The organism is Pseudomonas sp. HAR-UPW-AIA-41, assembly GCF_002304225.1.
Lineage (GTDB): Bacteria > Pseudomonadota > Gammaproteobacteria > Pseudomonadales > Pseudomonadaceae > Aquipseudomonas.
In genome coordinates this window covers 419218-437461 of sequence record NZ_NSLB01000001.1, presented here as the reverse complement: position 1 = coordinate 437461, position 18244 = coordinate 419218, and the positions used below count along the sequence as shown (strand labels likewise).

Here is an 18244-nt window from a genome sequence, read left to right as displayed (position 1 = left end):
GTGCCGTCTGACGGCCTCAGGCCTGCCGATAGTGCGTACCAGAGAACCCAAACAAGGCAGTGCGCTGAGCCGATAACAGTCCTTGTGTCACAACTTCGCGCCAGCATTACAAGACAACGCCCGACAAACCGATAACCCCTCTTTATGGGGGCTGGAACAGACCGAGCAGACTGTTATGATCGACCCTCGCCTCCGGCGCCATAACAATGAGAATCACGGAGTGATCAGCTTGCCTTTCATCGGCACCCGCCTGCCCATCCAGGCACCCATGCTGCTGGGCGTTGCCCTGGTGATCCTGCTCAGCCTCAGCCTCGCCTGGCAGACTCGCGAGGCCATGCAGCTGCTGCACAGTTCCAGCCCGCCGCTCAGCCAGAACGCTAGCCAGCCCGCTCCCGCAGCGGACCCGGTGAGCCTGCTGCCGCTGTTCGGCACGCCAGCCAAAACAAACTCAGCCCCCCCCACCACCAATCTGCGCCTGAGCCTGCTCGGCAGCTTTGTCCATCCCGACAGCCAGCGCTCCAGCGCCATCATCCGCAAGGACGACGGCAAGCCGCAGCGTTTTCGGGTGGGCGACAACGTACAGGACGGTATTCGTCTGCACGCGGTGTATCCCGACCGTATCGAGCTGGAGCGCCAGGGGCATCTGGAAACCCTGAGTTTCCCCCGCCGGGCCAGCACCGCCAACAAACTGATCAGCAACTTTGGCAACGTCGAAAGCGGTGCCACACAAGACAGCCCAAGCGCCAGTGCCGAGCAACTGGAAATGCTGCAGGACGACGAGTTCATCCAACTTCGTGAGCGCATGGCAAAACTGCGCGAACAAATGGGAAGTGCCGAGCCGAGCACGACACCTTCCGAGCCCACCTCCGCGGAAACCCCCTGACATGACGTTCAAGCTTAACCACCTGTCGCTTGCACTGGCTGCCGCTATTCTGGCCGCCCCTCCTCTGCTGATGGCTGCGGAAACCGGCATCCAGACCGTCGCCGACCAGCAGGAAGAACGCTGGACCATCAATCTCAAGGACGCCGAGCTGCGCGAGTTCGTCGACCAGGTGGCGGAAATCACCGGACAGACCTTTGTCGTCGATCCGCGGGTCAAGGGCCAGGTCAGCGTGGTGTCGAAAACCGCGCTGTCACTCAGTGAGGTCTACCAGCTGTTTCTCTCGGTCATGGCCACCCACGGTTTTACCGTGATCACCCAGGGCGATCAGGCCCGCATCGTGCCCAACGCCGAAGCCAAGGCCGAAGCTAATGGCGGCCGCAATGCGCCGGACAAACTGGAAACCCGGCTGATTCAGGTACAGCACGGCTCAGTCACCGAGCTGATCCCGCTGATCCGGCCACTGGTGCCGCAATACGGCCATCTGGCCGCAGTGACCTCGGCCAACGCGCTGATCATCAGTGACCGCAGCGCCAACATCAGCCGTGTCGAAGATTTGGTGCGCCAGCTCGACCAGAAAGGCGAGCATGATTACAGCGTGCTCAACCTGCGCCACGCCTGGGTGGTGGATGCCGCCGAAGTACTCAACAATGCCGTGGCCCGTGGCCAGAGCAAAGGCACAAGCGGCACCCAGGTCATCGCCGACACCCGCACCAATCGTCTGATCCTGCTCGGCCCACCGCAGGCTCGCGCCCGGCTGGTAGGTCTGGCCCAGTCGCTCGACACACCGACCGAGCGCTCGGCCAACACCCGCGTGATTCGTCTGCGCCACAACGATGCCAAATCCCTGGCCGAAACCCTCGGCGATATTTCCGAACAGCTGAAACAAGCCGATGGCGGTGGCGAAGCGGCCGGCAAGCCACAGAACATCATGATTCGCGCCGACGAGAGCCTCAACGCACTGGTGCTGCTGGCCGAGCCAGACATGGTCGCGACGCTTGAAGATATCGTGCGCCAGCTCGATGTGCCGCGTGCTCAGGTGCTGGTCGAGGCGGCCATCGTCGAAGTCGCCGGCGATATCACCGACGCCTTGGGCGTACAGTGGGCCGTTGATGCCCGCGGCAGTACCGGCGGCCTGGGCGGCGTCAATTTTGGTAACACCGGCCTGTCGGTGGGCACCATCATCAATGCCATCGCCAACGACAAGATTCCGGAAAACACCACTCTCCCCGACGGCGCCATCATCGGCATCGGCACCGACAACTTCGGTGCGCTGATCACGGCACTGTCGGCCAACAGCAAGAGCAACCTGCTGTCTACACCGAGCCTGCTCACTCTGGACAACCAGAAGGCTGAAATTCTGGTCGGCCAGAACGTGCCCTTCCAGACCGGCTCCTACACCACCGCCACCGATGGCGCGAGCAACCCGTTCACCACCATCGAACGCAAAGATATCGGTGTGACACTCAAGGTCACCCCGCACATCAATGAAGGCCGCGTCCTGCGCCTGGAGATCGAGCAGGAAATTTCCTCGATTGCCCCAAGCACCTCGCTCAACTCGCAGGCCGTCGACCTGGTGACCAACAAGCGCTCGATCAAGAGCACCATCCTCGCCGAGGACGGTCAGGTGGTGGTGCTCGGCGGCCTGATTCAGGACGATGTCACGCAAGCCGACTCCAAGGTTCCGCTGCTCGGCGACCTGCCACTGATCGGCCGGCTGTTCCGCTCGACCAAGGACTCGCACATCAAGCGCAACCTGATGGTCTTCCTGCGTCCCAGTCTGGTTCGTGACAGCGCCGGCCTGGCGGCACTGTCAGGCAAGAAGTACAGCGACATCCGTATCCTCGGCGACGAGAGCCGCGATGCCAGCCGTGCCGTGCTGCCAACCTCGCCGGATCGCCTGTTCGACGGTCAGGGCGCACGCGCCATCGACCTGCGCCAGTAACAGTCGAGTCAGTAACAAACAAAAGCCCCGCAATTGCGGGGCTTTTGTTTGGCTAACGGAAAGCCACGCTGATTGCGCGCCATAGTTAAAGCTGCAGCAGATTGCGCGTTCACACCACCCATGCCAGCCCACCTGCGCTCGACACCGACAACACATCATCAGCCCGACCGGCCACGCAGGCCAACCTCCGCAACGCCCCATAAAAGCAAAACCCCGGCCGAGGCCGGGGTTTTGTGTGACGCGGTTGCAGCTAGAACTTACTTGTCTTCGTCACGCTGGTGCTTGAAGAACACACCACCATCACCGAAGGCCGAAGCATTGAAGGCCGAAGTCAGCTCCATCTCGCCTATCTTCACCGCACTGTTGCGGCGCTGAGTGGCGTAGCTCTTGCTGATCGACGGGAAGATCGAGGTCTTGATCTCCATCGAGGTGGCATACACGTCATACAGCTTGGTGCCGGCCGGCAGAGTCAGCAGGTCGTTACGGAAGTCATGCGCAGCGGTGCTGAAACGGGTCTTCACTTCGGCACGCGGCACGAAGTAGATCTGCGTCGGCGCTTTAGGCGTGGCCACCACAGCACCGGTCTGAGTCACTTCCGACATATCATCCAGACGCAGCTTGGTCGGCTTGGCGCTGACCAGCGAGAACAGGGTGGTGGTACCCAGGGTCTCGTTCACTTCCGGCAGCACGTACTGCGAGAGTTCGTTGGCGAAGAAGTTGTAGTTGCCGCCCTGACCCGAGAGGGTATAGAGCGCCGATACGTTCTGCGACGGTTTGCCATCGACAAAGGCCTTCCACGCCAGACCCGGAGCAAAGCCACGGTCAGCCGGATCGCCAGTTACCGACAGGCGCAGCAGGCCGCTGCTGGCACCCTGGAACAGACCGCTGTACGGGTTGCCGGCCACAGCATTGAACTTCACCTTGGCCATCACGCCGTACGGGTGGATCGGCTTCTCGTAGCCAGCCGGCGCCACGTCAGTGCGCTCCTGCACCTTCTTCCACAGGATTGAGCTGATCAGACCACCGACATCTACAGGTTTGAGAGCCGGCATTTCACCCGCCTTGTACTGGGTACGCAGGGCACCATTGACCCACAGGTGTTCCTGCTTGGTAGCGCCTTTCCAGCTTTCATAGTCGGACGGAATCTTCAGACCCCAGGGCTTGAACGCGTTTTCAGCGCCGGCAAGGCTAGCAGCCAGGCTCGGGTTGTGACGCTTGATCACATCCACCATGGTGGTGTGCTCAACCCAGTTGTAGCCTTCCGGGGTATACACCTCTGGGGTGTAGTCCTTGGTGTAGAAGCGGTCAGCCATCAGACGACGGGAGGCGTTCATGATGAAGATCTGGAACGCGGTCTCACCAAAGGCGAAGCCTTCAGGACGTACGGTCTCAGCCAGCATACCGACCAGAGTGTCGATCTTCTCGATGTCGTTGCTGTAGATGCGTTTCAGATTTGCGAGGGTTTTCGCGTCGCTGGTCAGGTCCTCGAACTTGGTGATCGGGTTCAGACCAATCTGGCGACGGAACTCGTTGTAACGCGGCACGCCACGCTCACGGTCACGCAGAACGTCGATGGTAGCCACGTCGATATTGCCAACCAGCGGCATCGACAGGTTACGCAGGAAGTTCGGGAAGTTGTTGAGGGTCAACGAGCCCGGATTGGTGATACCGAAGGAATACCACAGACGGTCGGCGCCTTCACTGCGCAGCATGCTCTCGGCATCGGCATCGCGGGTGGCCGGCAGGGCAACGGTCTTGCTCGGCACGTTGCTGCCGATATCGTAGACCTGAACGTCGTCGCGCATCAGCGGGTGCATGCGGTAAACGGACACGAACTCTTCGGTCAGGGTAAACGGTACACCGTAGTTGTTCGGGGCAGCCGAACCCACGATACCGGTCAGGGCATGGTCAATCGCGCTGTTGCCAACGCCATCGGCGGCATTCGGGTCGAAGCCGAGAATCGCCTTGACGAAAGAATCGGACTTGGTCAGGTCATCACGCAGCTTGCGCGCTTCGGCCTGGAAGTCATCACGCGGACCACCCTGGCCAAGCAGACCCCACCAGTTGGAGTACATGGCACGCTCGGTGACCGGGTTGGCAATGATCGCCGGGGTCCACTCCACGGTGTGGATTTTGGCCATCAGCGCGGCGTTGATCAGGCGGGCCTTGTCATACAGCCACTGATCGCTCTTGCCCGGGTATTTTTGGGCCAGCATGTCGGCGATGGCGTTGTGTTCCTTGGTGAAGATCTGGTGCAGCATGCTCAGACCGATCCACCAGTTGTTGTTGAAGCCGGTAACCGGCTTGCCGGACAACAGCTCAGCCGGCAGGGTGCCGTCAGCGTTGATCTTCAGCTTACCGCCCTCGAAGGTACGGATCTTGTCGCTGGTGTCCTTGTTGCTGCCGTAAATCTGCGAGCCATCCCACCAGTGAGTGTTGTGGTTACGGAAGGTGCTCGGCTTGCCGGCATCTGCGCCGGTGCGGGTCGGGTCGGCCTGGGTGCGCTTGACGCTCATGGTCCCGGAGCCGAGCACATCACCGGCCGGCAGCGGCACTTCGATCGGGTTGCCATCGGCGTTCGGGCCATGGTCGAACCAGTCATGGGTCATGAACTGAATCCAGGCTGCCGCGATGAAGTTGACGCTGGTGGCGGGTTTGAACTCGCCACGCGCCATCAGCACGTTACTGACTTCACGGGGGTTGGGGCTCAGCAGCGTGGTGGTTTCGGCAGCCAGAGTGGCAGGATCGGTATTGCGCCCGAAACGACGGTAGACCGAGCCCTCGGCCGGGTTTTCGAGGATGTTACAGGTACCATCTTCGGTGCGCGCCGTCTTGCTGCGTTCGTCGCAGTTGATCGCCGCGTTGTACGGCCCGTAGTTTTCCAGATCGAACAGGTTGTTATCGAACAGTTCCTGACGCTCGATCGCAAGCGTAATCAGACCGGCCATTACGCCGAGAGTACCCAGCTTGGTTAGAGCTGGCCACGTGACCCATACAGCCATGGTGTTCTCCTCGTTATTGTTGTGTGAAACGCAGGTGGGGTATCGGCAAGGTGCGACACCTGGCGACAGCCGGACTGACTCGGCTTTTGCCATGCTCGGCAGACTAGGGAAAAGCGCCGTACCCGCCCCCCCTCCCCGGAGGGGGGGCGGGGGCATTGGCCGAGGAAAGTGAGGAGAAATTGCGACAGACCGCTCAGAAGCGCTGGCGGCCTCCTGCGACGCGGCCATCCGGCAACCACGGTGATTTCTAATGCTCAGGCCAGTTGCTGGCTGCTTTACGCCAGTACCTGCAGTCTCCAGGGCGTGCGTCTACCCAGACCGGTTTCGCTTGGCCTGGCTCAGGATTCAGAAGGGCGCAAGCAGACTCTCAGACCGGCCAGATATGCTCGCGCGCGGCGAGAATCGCCTCGGTACGACTGGCAACCTGCAACTTGGAATAGATGTTTTTCAGGTGCCACTTGGTGGTGGACAGCGCAATGCCCGCGCGCTGACTGATCTCGCCATTCGACCAGCCCGCCAGCAGTCCATGGAACACCTCCAACTCCTTGTCGGTCAGCACTGAACGGGGGTTGATCGACTGTCGCGCCACCGCTCCTGCCTGGAAAAACTCGGCGTACAGCTCGCAGTAACGTGAGGGAATCTGCAGCAGGCCGGCCTGCTGCAACTGCGCCAGGATGGGCCCGAAGCCCGGTGCCTCATCAAGGATGGTGCGAGTCAGGTTATGCACCCCGTAGCGCGCCACCAACTGGCGCAGCACTCTTACTCGCTGACTGTCAGATGCCAACTCCGGACTGTGCAACCACAGATTGATCTCGACCACCAGGCTGCGCACATGCATCTCGCTGCCGCGCAGCGACTCGGCCAGCACCTTGAGCACCCGCACAGCACGCCCGGCATTGCCACGTCCGATAAGCCAATATGCCGTCGCCAGACCATAGCGTTCCCAGCACTCTTCATAAGGCCGTACCGTATCCCACTCACCCGCCTGCAGACGCTCGGTGAGACCGAAGCGTTGCGCAGCACTTTCCAGCGCCGCCGGCTTACCGGCCAGCAGCGCCTGGCGCAGACTCTCCTGTGCCACCTGACTGACGAAGCGGGGAAAGCGACCCAACTCCAGAATGCGCAGCAACTGATCGAGCAGACGCTGAGCACGTCCGGGCAACTGGCGCCCGTTCAGCAACCGCGACAGGATGATATGCACCGTGGCGATCGCCTCGGTGGCCGAAGAGGAACTGACTTCGGTTAGCAGGTCCTCGCACAACTGCTGCGCCGCGGCCAGCTGATTCTGCTCGTACAGCGCCACCACCATGGCTGTCGCCCGGTTGATCCAGGCCGGCTCATGCCGCTCGGTGCGCTGATAATCGGCATACACCGCCTGCCGCGCCTCGCTCGCCCGTCCCGCAGCGCGGTGACAGAGCGCAATGACCAGATCGATGTAGCTGGCCATGAAGAAATTACCGCCCTGTTCGAGCAACACCTTGGCCTCACTGGCCCTTCGCAGGGAAGAGCTCAGACGACCACCCATCAGGTCGTGATAGGCCAGCGCAGTCAGCGCGCGAACCCGGGTTTCCGGGCATACCCGCTCATCCAGCAGGCTCGGCGCATCACGCTGGATATCGGCCTCGCTGTCGAACTGGAACAGGTTCAGGGTCAGACGCATGAACTGCATGGCATGCGTACCCAGCTGCGGCGCCCTGCCCTGCGCGACCTGTTGCTGGAGCATCTGCAGGTAGAACTCGGCCTGATGAAAGCGCCGCGACAAGGTCAGGGCACCGATCAGGGTCACCAGCAGCGGCGGGTGCTCCTGCAACTGCTCATCGGACAGCAGCCCATACCATTTGCGGATCAGCTCAAAACGGCCGCTACCCACCCAGGCACTGCCTGCCCGCTCCAGTACGCTGATGAACAGGGCCTGATCAGCCGTTGCCTGAGCCTGCTGCAGGGCCGCCTCGACATCCCCCTGACGCTGGTAATACTCGGCAGCACGGCGACGCAGCAGAAGCACGGTTTCCGGACTCTCGATACGCAAGCGCGCCCCGAGAAAGTCCTGCAACAGAGCGTGATAGCGATAGGTGCCCGGACGCTGCTCGACCGGCAGCATGAACAGGTGCTGCTCAGCCAGCTGTTCCAGCAACAGAGCCGAACCACTGCGCTGCAGAACGTGGTCACACAGCGCCCCATCAAACTGATCGAACAGCGCCGAGCCAAGGAAGAACTCGCGCAACTCCGGCGCCAATTGCTTGAGCACCACCTCACCGAAGTAATCGACGATTTCCGGCTGGGTGCCACTGAAACACTCCAGAGCAGTGATGCCATAGCGGGCAAAGGCCAGCAGTGCGACCTTGACTCCGGCCACCCAGCCCTCGGTCATGCCCTGCAGGCTGCGCAAGTAGTCATCACTCAGCGGCGGCCCACCGAGGTGACGATTGAGCTGTTGCACCTGCTCGGCCGACAGGCGCAGGTCATGCTGGTCGATACACAGCAGACGGTCCTGCAACTTCAAGCGGGTCAGGGAAAACCCCGGATGCTTGCGCGAGGCGATCAGCAACCGCACGTTGTCAGGCAGGCTGTCGAGCAATGCCGCCAGGGCATCGACAATCACGCTGTCGGTCAGATGATGGAAATCATCAAACACCAGCTGCAGATTGCCGCCGACACGCTCCAGCGCCTCGGCCAGCAACTCACCGGCAACCACCGGCGAACGCGAAAACTCGGCACCGATGGGGTCGAACCAGGAGGGATCGAAATCACTGACCTGCTGACGGATGGCAGCTAATAGGCGGCGGAAAAAGCGCACCGGCTCGTTATCGCGAGCCTGTAGATTGAGCAATACATGTCGGGTGCTGGATTCACGCTGCAGCCATTGAGCCAACAGCGTGCTCTTGCCTGAGCCGGCAGGCGCCAGCAAGAGGGTCAGGGCATAACGCTCGCTGTGGCTGAGCAGTTGCAATAAACCCGGACGTAGCACGCCCAGTGACACCGGCAGCGGGGTGACTCGGCAGTCCATACAGCAGGCCTCATGCGGGCATTATTCTTATTGTTGTTGGCAACGTACTCGACGCTGCGCCCGCAGAGTAGGTTGCCTAACCCTGAGCGAATGTGACCAGCCTCGCACTATCCCGCCAACCTTTGACGGGAAAACCTCAGAGATAGGCGGAGATATCGACTTCGTCGATCAAGGTCTTGGGCATGTACCGTTCGGCGTAGTCACGATAAACGCCCGAGCGCAGGAATAATGCAAAGAGATCGGCATCGATGTGCTGGTCCTTGCGCATGAAGCCCATGATTTTGATCGCTTCGGACAGGGTCTTGCCCTTCTTGTATGGCCGATCCACCGCCGTGAGCGCCTCGAAGATATCGGCAATCGCCATCATCCGCGCCGGCACACTCATCTCTTCGCGGGTCAGGCGCTTGGGATAACCGCTGCCGTCCATCTTCTCGTGATGGCCCCCGGCGATTTCCGGAACACGGCGCAGGTGACGCGGAAATGGCAGCTTCTCCAGCATGATGATGGTCTGGATGATGTGCTCGTTGATCTTGTAACGCTCCTCCTCGGCCAACGTCCCGCGACCGACACTGAGGTTGTAGAGTTCGCCACGGTTGTACAGATGCTCAGGCACATTGACCTTGAATCCCCAGGGATTGTCAGCCGCCATCTGCTCGCGTGGGCCGCGCGGAAACAGGTGTTCGGGCTTGTCCGCCAGCAAGGGCTCCAGCACCGGCAAGCTCGGCTCAGCCGTGCGGTTCTTGCGTTCCTTTTCCTCATGGGAAATGCCGATACGATCAGACAGCGTGCGTCGCCAGGTACGCTGGGCGATCCGCCGGAGGCGCTCCAGCAGCTCCGGCGCCATGAACTCGCCTCCCTCGTTGCACTGGGCGACAAAAGCAAAGTCATCATCCAGTTGCTGCAGCTGTTCGGCCAGCGCCTGCTGCGCTGCCGTGGCCTCGGCACCTTCCGCAATGGCCTGCCAGCAGGCTACTTCGGCATCACGCTTGAGCACCTCGAAACGCATGCGCACTTCATGGATACGGTCGTACAGCGTTTCCAGCTTGGTCGCCTTGTCCACCACATACTCAGGCGTGGTGACCTTGCCACAGTCGTGCAACCAGGCCGCAATATGCAGCTCCTCCCACTGCTCCTCGCTCAAGGCAAAACTGGCGAATGGCCCGTCTTGTTCGGCACAGGCTGCCCGCGCCAGCATTTTGGTCAGCTCCGGCACGCGCTGGCAATGACCACCGGTATAGGGGCTCTTGGCGTCGATCGCACCGGCAATCAGCTGAATAAATGATTCGAGCAGTACCTTCTGCTCATCAATCAAGCGCTGGGTGTTGAGGGCCACCGCCGAAGTGGTCGACAACGCCTCGACGAATGCCCTCAGTTCTGGCGTCAGCTTGTGCCGCTGCTCGTCAACCAGGAGTGCAAGCACACCCAGTAGGTCCCCGGCCCGACTTTTGAGCGGTAACACCCACAGCGAAAGCGGTTTGTTGATATCGCTGAGCATGGGCAAATAGGTCTGCAACTCTTCCGCAGACAGCGAACAGGGCTTACCTGCACGCATGGCTCGCACCACCGGATGACCATGCGCCATGGCCAGATCAATCGCATTATCTGTATCACCTTCGAGCAGACTACCGCCCCAACGCATACGAGCCAGTTCGATGTGGCTGGAGTCAGCATCGGCCAGGTAGATTAGGCTACCCTCGGCATTGGTAATTTCCTGCATTTCCCGCAAGAGATGAGCCAAAAGGCTCTGGAAGTTCGTTTCACTTGAAAGCGCAATCGACATTTCAAGGAATCGATGGATGGTGCTTTTCATATTGCCCATGGCACGAGAAAGGTCGACCACCTCGGCAATCTGAGACTCAACCTTGACCGGATCATCAAAGTCGAAACGCTCAATTTTCTCTGCCTCAGCAGTTAACGCATGCAAAGGCTTCGACGCCAGACGCGCCATAGCCAATGCCAGCATGACGCCCAGAACCAGGAGGACGACGGCTATCAGCATGCCGCGCCATCGCAGCTCATAGGCCTCGGCCAGCAATTCCGAATGGGGCGACGCCATCAACAAACTAAGCGCCTGCCCACCAACAGTAGGTAACACCACGCGTATGCCTTGCCAGTCAGCTCCCTCCATGGAAAACGTCAGATCATCCTTACCCGTTTGGTTAAGCTCACTGACCAGCCTATGCAGCATCGGCGCCGGTAACTCGCCAAGACGCGGCAGATGCATGCTGCCATCTGCCGCCTTGATCAATTCTGGCGCCCCCTTGTGCCAGCCGAGCACTTCTCCCATAGGATTGAGTAGTGCAATGCTACTGCCAGGTGTGACTTTAATTTCCTGCAGCAGAGTATTGAGGGACTGCAGCGTTACATCAGCACCTGCCACCGCCAGACCATTCTCTGCCGGGTAGGCAAAAGTGACGCCGACTTGCCCGGTACTAAAGAAACGGTAGGGATCGGTGACATAGAGGTCACCACGTTGTTTGGCGCTGAGAAACCACGGTCTAGTGCGAGGGTCAAACTGGTAGTCGGACTTCAGTCGGCGCTCAATGACCTGAAAGTCCACCCCAATAAACAGATGCTCGCCAACCGCTTTGCCATCGACCATCTGGATACTCTGCACCAGCCACTGGGTGCCAGCTGGTGGTTTGAACAGCGTCACCAGAGCAGGTTCATTTCGCCAGGGACGAATCATGAAAAAATCGCCGCTGTCATAGCCCATATACAAGGCCGTCACCGAGGGCTGACTATCCAGAGCGGTGACCAGAAACTGCAGACTATCTAGCCGTTCCTGCAGGTTTTTCGCTCGAATCAAACGCTGATGTGCCATTAAAGACACAGTGCCAACCGTTGGCCGGTAAAGGGCATCCAGTTCGGCAATCGAACGCTGACGAACCAGTTCGAAGTGCTTCTTCGCACCATTGACCATCAGTTCACTGGTCTGGATGAACTGGTAGCTGTTGCTGACCAATGCAAACGCCAGCAGCAGGCCAACGAACAAATAGGAAATGTGCACGTAGAGCGGAATTCGTCGTGAAGGCATGGCACGCTTCTCTGGCAGCGATATGCCCCTCCACTATAGAAGCTCCTCGCCAATGCGTATGTGCCCAGCCTCTGAGTGGCGCAATAAAAAGCCCCCGACCAGCGGGGGCTTTAGGAAACTGACGGGGCGTTTTACAGCGCTGCCAGACCTAATGTCAGATCGGCCTTGAGATCCTCAAGCTCTTCAAGGCCCACGGCAATGCGGACCAGACTGTCACGGATGCCGGCCTTGGCCCGGTCCTCCGGACTCAGACGACCATGGGTGGTCGTGCCCGGATGGGTGATGGTGCTCTTGGCATCGCCCAGGTTGGCGGTAATGGAAAACAGCCGGGTGGCGTCGATGAAACGCCAGGCGCCTTCCTTGCCACCCTTGACCTCGAAGCTGACCACCGCGCCAAAGCCCTTCTGCTGGCGTTTGGCCAACTCATGCTGAGGGTGGCTGGGCAAGCCTGCGTAGTAGACCTTTTCCACCTGCGGCTGCTGCTCCAGCCACTCGGCCAGCTGCTGCGCCGTGGCGCAGTGGGCCTGCATGCGCAGACGCAGGGTTTCCAGCCCCTTGAGGAACACCCAGGCATTGAACGGGCTGAGGGTCGGCCCTGCTGTGCGCAGGAAACCGACCACCTCTTTCATTTGTTCGGCACGGCCGGCCACCACGCCACCGAGGCAACGACCCTGACCGTCGATGAACTTGGTCGCCGAATGGATCACGATATCGGCCCCGAGCTTCAGCGGCTGCTGCAGTACCGGGGTGCAGAAGCAGTTGTCGACCACCAGCTGCGCACCATTGGCATGGGCCACTTCGGCCAGCGCCGCGATGTCCACCAGTTCGGCCAGCGGGTTGGACGGCGACTCGACAAAAAACAGCTTGGTGTTGGCCTTGCACGCCGCCTGCCACTGCCCCAGATCCGCCAGGGTGACGTAATCGACCTGAATGCCAAAGCGCTTGAAGTACTTCTCGAACAGGGTGACGGTGGCACCAAAGACGCTGCGCGAGACCAGAATATGATCACCGGCCGAGCACAGGCTCATCACACAGGCCATGATCGCGGCCATGCCGGACGCAGTCGCTACCGCCTGCTCGGCACCCTCCAGCGCCGCCATACGCTCCTCGAAAGTGCGCACAGTCGGGTTGGTGTAACGCGAATAAACGTTACCGGCGACCTCGCCGGAGAAGCGCACAGCAGCATCGGCAGCACTGCGGAACACGTAGCTGGAGGTCATGAACAGGGCTTCGCCATGCTCGCCTTCCGGCGAGCGACGCTGGCCGGCACGCACCGCCAGCGTATCGAAACCTGCTTCGCTGAGGTCGCTGTCCAGCCGACCTGCCTGCCACTCGTTACTCATGCTCGTGCCTCTGCGGGCGGCCCGCGCCGCCCTGCCCTCAGTTGTTGTACAGATCGATGATCGCGCTGACCACGTTGACCTTGTTCTTCGAAGCGTCGTTGCGCGCCTGCTCGATCTTGTTCAGATAGGCCTCGTCGACATCGCCGGTCACGTATTTGCCGTCGAACACTGCGCAATCGAAGTTGGCGATCTTCACCTTGCCACCACCAACGGCTTCGATGAGGTCCGGCAGATCCTGATACACCAGCCAGTCGGCGCCAATCAGTTCGGCCACTTCCTCGGTGCTGCGGTTGTGGGCGATCAGCTCATGGGCGCTCGGCATATCGATGCCGTAGACGTTCGGGTAGCGCACGGCCGGTGCCGCCGAGCAGAAGTAGACATTCTTTGCCCCGGCTTCGCGGGCCATCTGGATGATCTGCTTGCAGGTGGTGCCGCGCACGATGGAATCATCCACCAGCATCACGTTCTTGCCGCGGAATTCCAGCTCGATAGCGTTGAGCTTCTGGCGTACCGATTTCTTGCGCGCCGCCTGGCCCGGCATGATGAAGGTGCGGCCGATATAGCGGTTCTTGACGAAGCCCTCGCGGAACTTCACGCCCAGGTGATTGGCCAGCTCCAGCGCCGAGGTGCGGCTGGTGTCAGGAATCGGAATGATCACATCGATACCGTGATCCGGACGCTCACGGAGAATCTTCTCGGCCAGCTTCTCGCCCATGCGAAGGCGCGCCTTGTACACCGAGACGCCGTCCATGATCGAGTCCGGGCGAGCCAGGTAGACGTGTTCGAAGATGCAGGGAGCGTACTGCGGGTTCTCGGCACACTGGCGGGTATGCAGCTTGCCATCTTCGGTGATGTACACCGCTTCACCCGGAGCCAGATCACGGATCACGGTAAAGCCGAGCACATCCAGTGCCACGCTTTCCGACGCGATCATGTACTCAACGCCCTCATCGGTGTGACGCTGACCGAAGACGATCGGGCGAATACCAAAGGGATCGCGGAAGCCGACCACGCCGTAGCCGGTGATCATCGCAACGACGGCATAGCCGCCCAGGCAGCGCTTGTGCACGCCGCTGACGGCCGCGAACACGTCTTCGGGCGTCGGCTGCAGCTTGTTACGCACTGCCAACTCATGGGCGAACACGTTGAGCAGCACTTCCGAGTCGGAGTTAGTGTTGACGTGGCGCAGGTCGGATTCGTAGATCTCGCGCGACAGCTGCTCGACGTTGGTCAGGTTGCCGTTATGCGCCAGGGTAATGCCGTACGGCGAGTTGACGTAGAACGGCTGGGCTTCGGCCGAACTCGAACTGCCGGCTGTCGGGTAACGCACATGGCCGATGCCGGCATGCCCGACCAGACGCTGCATGTGGCGCTGCTGGAACACATCGCGCACCAGACCGTTGTCCTTGCGCAGAAACAACCGGCCGTCATGGCTGGTCACAATGCCGGCAGCGTCCTGGCCGCGGTGCTGAAGCACAGTAAGGGCGTCATACAGCGCCTGATTGACGTTGGATTTGCCCACGATACCGACGATGCCACACATGTGACGGAACCCCTATTGATTCAAGCTAAACGCATTACAGAGAAGGCAGGCCCTGAGCGGGCAAACCACCAGCTAACCATTGACCGGCCAGGCCCAGAATCAGGTTCTTGGACCAATCGGCCACCATCAGAAAATGTGGCAGCAAGGTCGACTGCTGCCACCAGATATCCTGTTGTACCGGCGCCAGACTCAGCAGCCCCACCAGTACCACCACCAGCAGGGCGCCACGCGCCGCGCCGAAAAACATGCCGAGAAAACGATCGGTCCCGCTCAGCCCGGTCACCCGGATCAGCTCACCGATCAGAAAGCTGACCAGACCACCGACCAGCAGCGTCGCCACGAAAAGCAAAGCACAGGCGGCAATCACACGTGCCGAGGGAATGTCGATGAAGTTGGTAAGATGCTGCGCCACGGCCCCGCCGAACAGCCAGGCGACAACGCCTGCAACGATCCAGACCACCAGTGACAGGGCTTCCTTGACGAATCCACGCTTGATACTGATCAAGGCAGAAACACCGATGATGGCGACAATGGCCCAATCAACCCAGGTGAAAGCCACGCTGCATCCCACAATCGAAAAAGGCCCTGCATTCTAGCAGAGCCCTGTTTTGCCGGTAAGTCTTGACCTCAGCCTTGCTCAGGCTGAAAACGCACGATAAAGCCGTTCAGCTTCTGCTGACGATTGAGCTGGTCGCGCAGGCGATTGGCCTCGGCCCGCTCGATCACCGGGCCGACGAAGACCCGGTTCATGCCATCGACACTGCGCACATAGGCGTTGTAGCCCTGCGACCGCAAGCGCTGCTGCAGCTCGACCGCACGCTCGCGACTGGAAAGGCTGGCCAGTTGCACCGACCAACTGACCGGCAGACTGTTGGCGTCCAGATGACTGGTCGGCTTGGCAGGCTCGGAAGGCGCAGGCGGAGGCACAACCGCAGCCGGTGCCGGTGCCGACTCAGCGACCGCAGGCTCTGTTTGAGTCTGGGGCAATTGCGGCGGCTCGGGAATGGGCTCAGGCTCAGGCACCTCTGCCGGCACCACTGGATGTTCAGGCATGGCAGGCATTGCAGGCATGGCCGGGGCATCGACCACAATCTGCCGCTGTTCATCCGGACGGGAAAACAGCATCGGCAGGAAGATCACCGCCAGCGCGACCAACACCAGCGCGCCAACCATGCGCTGTTTCAAGCCCTTGTCCAGCTCAGCCATCTACTCGACCCCATGCCCATTGTGCTGATGCAGCCACTGCAGCGCCTCGGCCACGCAGAAGAACGATCCAAACAACAGAATCTGCGCACCATCCACAGCATCATCGGCGGCCTGTGTGAGTGCAGCCGCCACCGTGCCGGCATTCTCCACGCTGGCACCACCGGCAAGCAAGGCACTTTCCAGCTCCACAGCAGGGCGCGCACGCGGCGAATCGAGGGTAGCCACGTACCAGCGATTCACCAGCGCCTGCAGAGGGGCCAGAACACCCGGCAAATCCTTGTCCGCCAGCAAGCCGAAGACCGCCAGGCGCTCGACGGGTTGCTCACCTTGCCCCAGACGCTCGGCCAGATAACTGGCGGCATGCGGGTTATGCCCGACGTCCAGCATGAGCTGCAGGCGCTTGCCGCCCCAGGTGAGATCACGGCGATCCAGGCGCCCGGTTACACGGGTGGTACGCAATGCCGCCGCGATCAAATCCGCCTTCCAGGGCAAATCCAGCAGTGCAAAGGCCTGCACAGCCAGCGCCGCATTCTCCATCGGTAGATCGAGCAGCGGCAGATCGTCCAACTGCAGCGGCAGCCCCTCTGAAGTCAGCCCTCGCCACTGCCAACCCGTTGCACCGATCTCCAGGTCATAGTCACGACCACGCAGGAGGAAAGGACAATCGAGCAGCGCAACCTGCTCCAGCAGAGGCAGGGGCGGATCACGATCGCCGCAGAGCACCGGCTTTGCGGCACGACAGATGCCGGCTTTCTCGAAGGCCACTGATTCGCGGGTATCACCCAGCCAGTCGGCATGATCCAGACCAATGCTGGTGATTACCGCGAGATCAGCATCGATCAGATTGACCGTATCCAGACGGCCACCGAGACCGACTTCGAGCACGACCGCATCCAGCGCCGCCTGCTCGAACAGCCAGAAGGCCGCCAGCGTGCCCATTTCGAAATAGGTCAGGCTGACGCCGGCTCGCGCCGCCTCGACAGCGGCAAAGGCATCACATAGCGCCGTATCACTGGCCTCCACCCCCTGAATCTGTACCCGCTCGTTGTAGCTCAGCAGGTGCGGAGAGCTGTACACCCCAACCTTCAGACCACTGGCCGTCAGCAGACTGGCCAGAAAGGCACAGGTCGAGCCCTTGCCATTGGTGCCGGTCACAGTAATCACCAGCGGCGCGGGACGACCGAGCCCGAGTTGGGTAGCGACCTGCCGGCTGCGCTCCAGCCCCATATCGATGGCAGTGGGGTGCAGTTGCTCCAGATAACTCAGCCAGCCGGCGAGGTCGCGTTGAATCATGCGCTTTCCAGTACGGGAGAAGGCTTGTGCTGCATCTGTGCCAGCAGGCGCGCCAGACGCGGACGCAGCTCATTGCGCGGGATAATCATGTCGATGGCGCCATGCTCCAGCAGGAATTCGCTGCGCTGGAAGCCTTCGGGCAGTTTCTCGCGCACCGTCTGCTCAATCACCCGAGGGCCGGCAAAACCGATCAGCGCACGCGGCTCGGCAACAATCACATCGCCCAGCATGGCCAGACTGGCCGAAACCCCGCCATATACCGGGTCGGTCAGCACGGAGATAAACGGAATACCCTCTTCACGCAGGCGAGCCAGGGCAGCACTGGTCTTGGCCATCTGCATCAGGGAAATCAGGGCTTCCTGCATGCGCGCACCACCGGAGGCGGCAAAACACAGCATCGGGCAGCGCTGCTCCAGAGCTGCATTGGCGGCACGCACGAAGCGCTCGCCAACAATGGCGCCCATGGAGCCGCCCATGAAATCGAATTCGAACGCACAGGCCACAACCGGCATGCCGGCCAGCTTGCCGCGCATGGCAATCAGCGCGTCGTTCTCACCCGTCTGCTTCTGCGCCGCGAGCAGGCGATCCTTGTACTTCTTCGAGTCCCGGAACTTGAGGCGATCGACCGGCTCCAGATCGGCACCCAGCTCCTCGCGCCCCTCGGCATCGAGGAAGATATCCAGACGCTGCCGCGCGCCGATACGCATGTGGTGATGGCACTTGGGGCAGACATCCAGAGTCTTTTCCAGCTCAGGGCGATACAGCACCGCATCACAGGAAGGGCACTTGTGCCACAGCCCTTCGGGCACCGAACTCTTCTTCGATTCCGACCGCATAATCGAAGGGATCAGCTTGTCTCTCAACCAGTTGCTCATGCGCGTGTTCTCCAGTCCTTCTGCAGAACTGCCAGCATTCGGATCGCGCGGCAGCTCCAGCGTATTCGGTTGCTTACTGGCCATTGATGAACCCACCCTGGCACAGAGCATGA

At 60.9% G+C, this 18244-nt stretch carries 11 protein-coding genes; 2 read left to right on the top strand and 9 right to left on the bottom strand.

Annotated features, from left to right (window positions below; all coding sequences use genetic code 11):
* Window positions 1-220 precede the first annotated feature (220 nt).
* Complete coding sequence (locus CK486_RS02005; RefSeq protein WP_176481629.1) at window positions 221-883, top strand: type II secretion system protein N; 663 nt, start codon at window positions 221-223, stop codon at window positions 881-883.
* A gap of 1 nt (window position 884) precedes the next feature.
* Window positions 885-2825, top strand: coding sequence for a type II secretion system secretin GspD (gene gspD, locus CK486_RS02000; RefSeq protein ID WP_095938601.1), 1941 nt, complete (start codon window positions 885-887; stop codon window positions 2823-2825).
* 257 nt (window positions 2826-3082) lie between these two features.
* Here gspD and CK486_RS01995 read toward each other — a convergent pair whose 3' ends face one another.
* From CK486_RS01995 to accD, 9 genes are all read right to left on the bottom strand, one after another.
* Entirely contained in the window at window positions 3083-5827 is a 2745-nt protein-coding gene (locus CK486_RS01995; protein ID WP_095938600.1) for a peroxidase family protein, read from the bottom strand.
* 367 nt (window positions 5828-6194) lie between these two features.
* A complete protein-coding gene (locus CK486_RS01990) occupies window positions 6195-8834 on the bottom strand; it encodes a LuxR C-terminal-related transcriptional regulator (protein WP_095938599.1) in 2640 nt (879 codons plus the stop codon).
* Between the two features lie 136 nt (window positions 8835-8970).
* Entirely contained in the window at window positions 8971-11658 is a 2688-nt protein-coding gene (locus CK486_RS01985) for an HD domain-containing phosphohydrolase (RefSeq protein ID WP_256574338.1), read from the bottom strand.
* Window positions 11659-12002: 344 nt separating this feature from the next.
* Window positions 12003-13214 carry an O-succinylhomoserine sulfhydrylase gene (locus CK486_RS01980; protein WP_095938597.1) on the bottom strand — a complete coding sequence of 404 codons (1212 nt, stop codon included), beginning with the start codon at window positions 13212-13214 and terminating at the stop codon, window positions 12003-12005.
* A 37-nt stretch (window positions 13215-13251) separates the two neighbouring features.
* Complete coding sequence (purF, locus tag CK486_RS01975) at window positions 13252-14757, bottom strand: amidophosphoribosyltransferase (RefSeq protein ID WP_095938596.1); 1506 nt, start codon at window positions 14755-14757, stop codon at window positions 13252-13254.
* Between the two features lie 34 nt (window positions 14758-14791).
* Window positions 14792-15316, bottom strand: a complete 525-nt coding sequence (locus tag CK486_RS01970) for a CvpA family protein (RefSeq protein WP_095938595.1) — start codon at window positions 15314-15316, stop codon at window positions 14792-14794.
* Window positions 15317-15384: 68 nt separating this feature from the next.
* The gene (locus CK486_RS01965) at window positions 15385-15963 is read right to left on the bottom strand and encodes an SPOR domain-containing protein (RefSeq protein WP_095938594.1); all 579 of its coding nucleotides are present in this window, start codon (window positions 15961-15963) and stop codon (window positions 15385-15387) included.
* Window positions 15964-17256, bottom strand: coding sequence for a bifunctional tetrahydrofolate synthase/dihydrofolate synthase (gene folC / locus CK486_RS01960; RefSeq protein WP_095938593.1), 1293 nt, complete (start codon window positions 17254-17256; stop codon window positions 15964-15966).
* The gene (gene accD, locus CK486_RS01955; RefSeq protein WP_095939039.1) at window positions 17253-18131 is read right to left on the bottom strand and encodes an acetyl-CoA carboxylase, carboxyltransferase subunit beta; all 879 of its coding nucleotides are present in this window, start codon (window positions 18129-18131) and stop codon (window positions 17253-17255) included. Before accD ends, folC begins: the two co-directional genes overlap by 4 nt.
* Window positions 18132-18244 lie beyond the last annotated feature (113 nt).

Bases quoted from the DNA above. Each gene is read 5' to 3' on its own strand.
- gspD (WP_095938601.1), top strand. From the start codon at position 885: ATGACGTTCAAGCTTAACCACCTGTCGCTTGCACTGGCTGCCGCTATT.
- CK486_RS01995 (WP_095938600.1), bottom strand. From the start codon at position 5,827: ATGGCTGTATGGGTCACGTGGCCAGCTCTAACCAAGCTGGGTACTCTC.
- CK486_RS01990 (WP_095938599.1), bottom strand. From the start codon at position 8,834: ATGGACTGCCGAGTCACCCCGCTGCCGGTGTCACTGGGCGTGCTACGT.
- CK486_RS01985 (WP_256574338.1), bottom strand. From the start codon at position 11,658: ATGGCACATCAGCGTTTGATTCGAGCGAAAAACCTGCAGGAACGGCTA.
- CK486_RS01980 (WP_095938597.1), bottom strand. From the start codon at position 13,214: ATGAGTAACGAGTGGCAGGCAGGTCGGCTGGACAGCGACCTCAGCGAA.
- purF (WP_095938596.1), bottom strand. From the start codon at position 14,757: ATGTGTGGCATCGTCGGTATCGTGGGCAAATCCAACGTCAATCAGGCG.
- CK486_RS01965 (WP_095938594.1), bottom strand. From the start codon at position 15,963: ATGGCTGAGCTGGACAAGGGCTTGAAACAGCGCATGGTTGGCGCGCTG.
- folC (WP_095938593.1), bottom strand. From the start codon at position 17,256: ATGATTCAACGCGACCTCGCCGGCTGGCTGAGTTATCTGGAGCAACTG.
- accD (WP_095939039.1), bottom strand. From the start codon at position 18,131: ATGAGCAACTGGTTGAGAGACAAGCTGATCCCTTCGATTATGCGGTCG.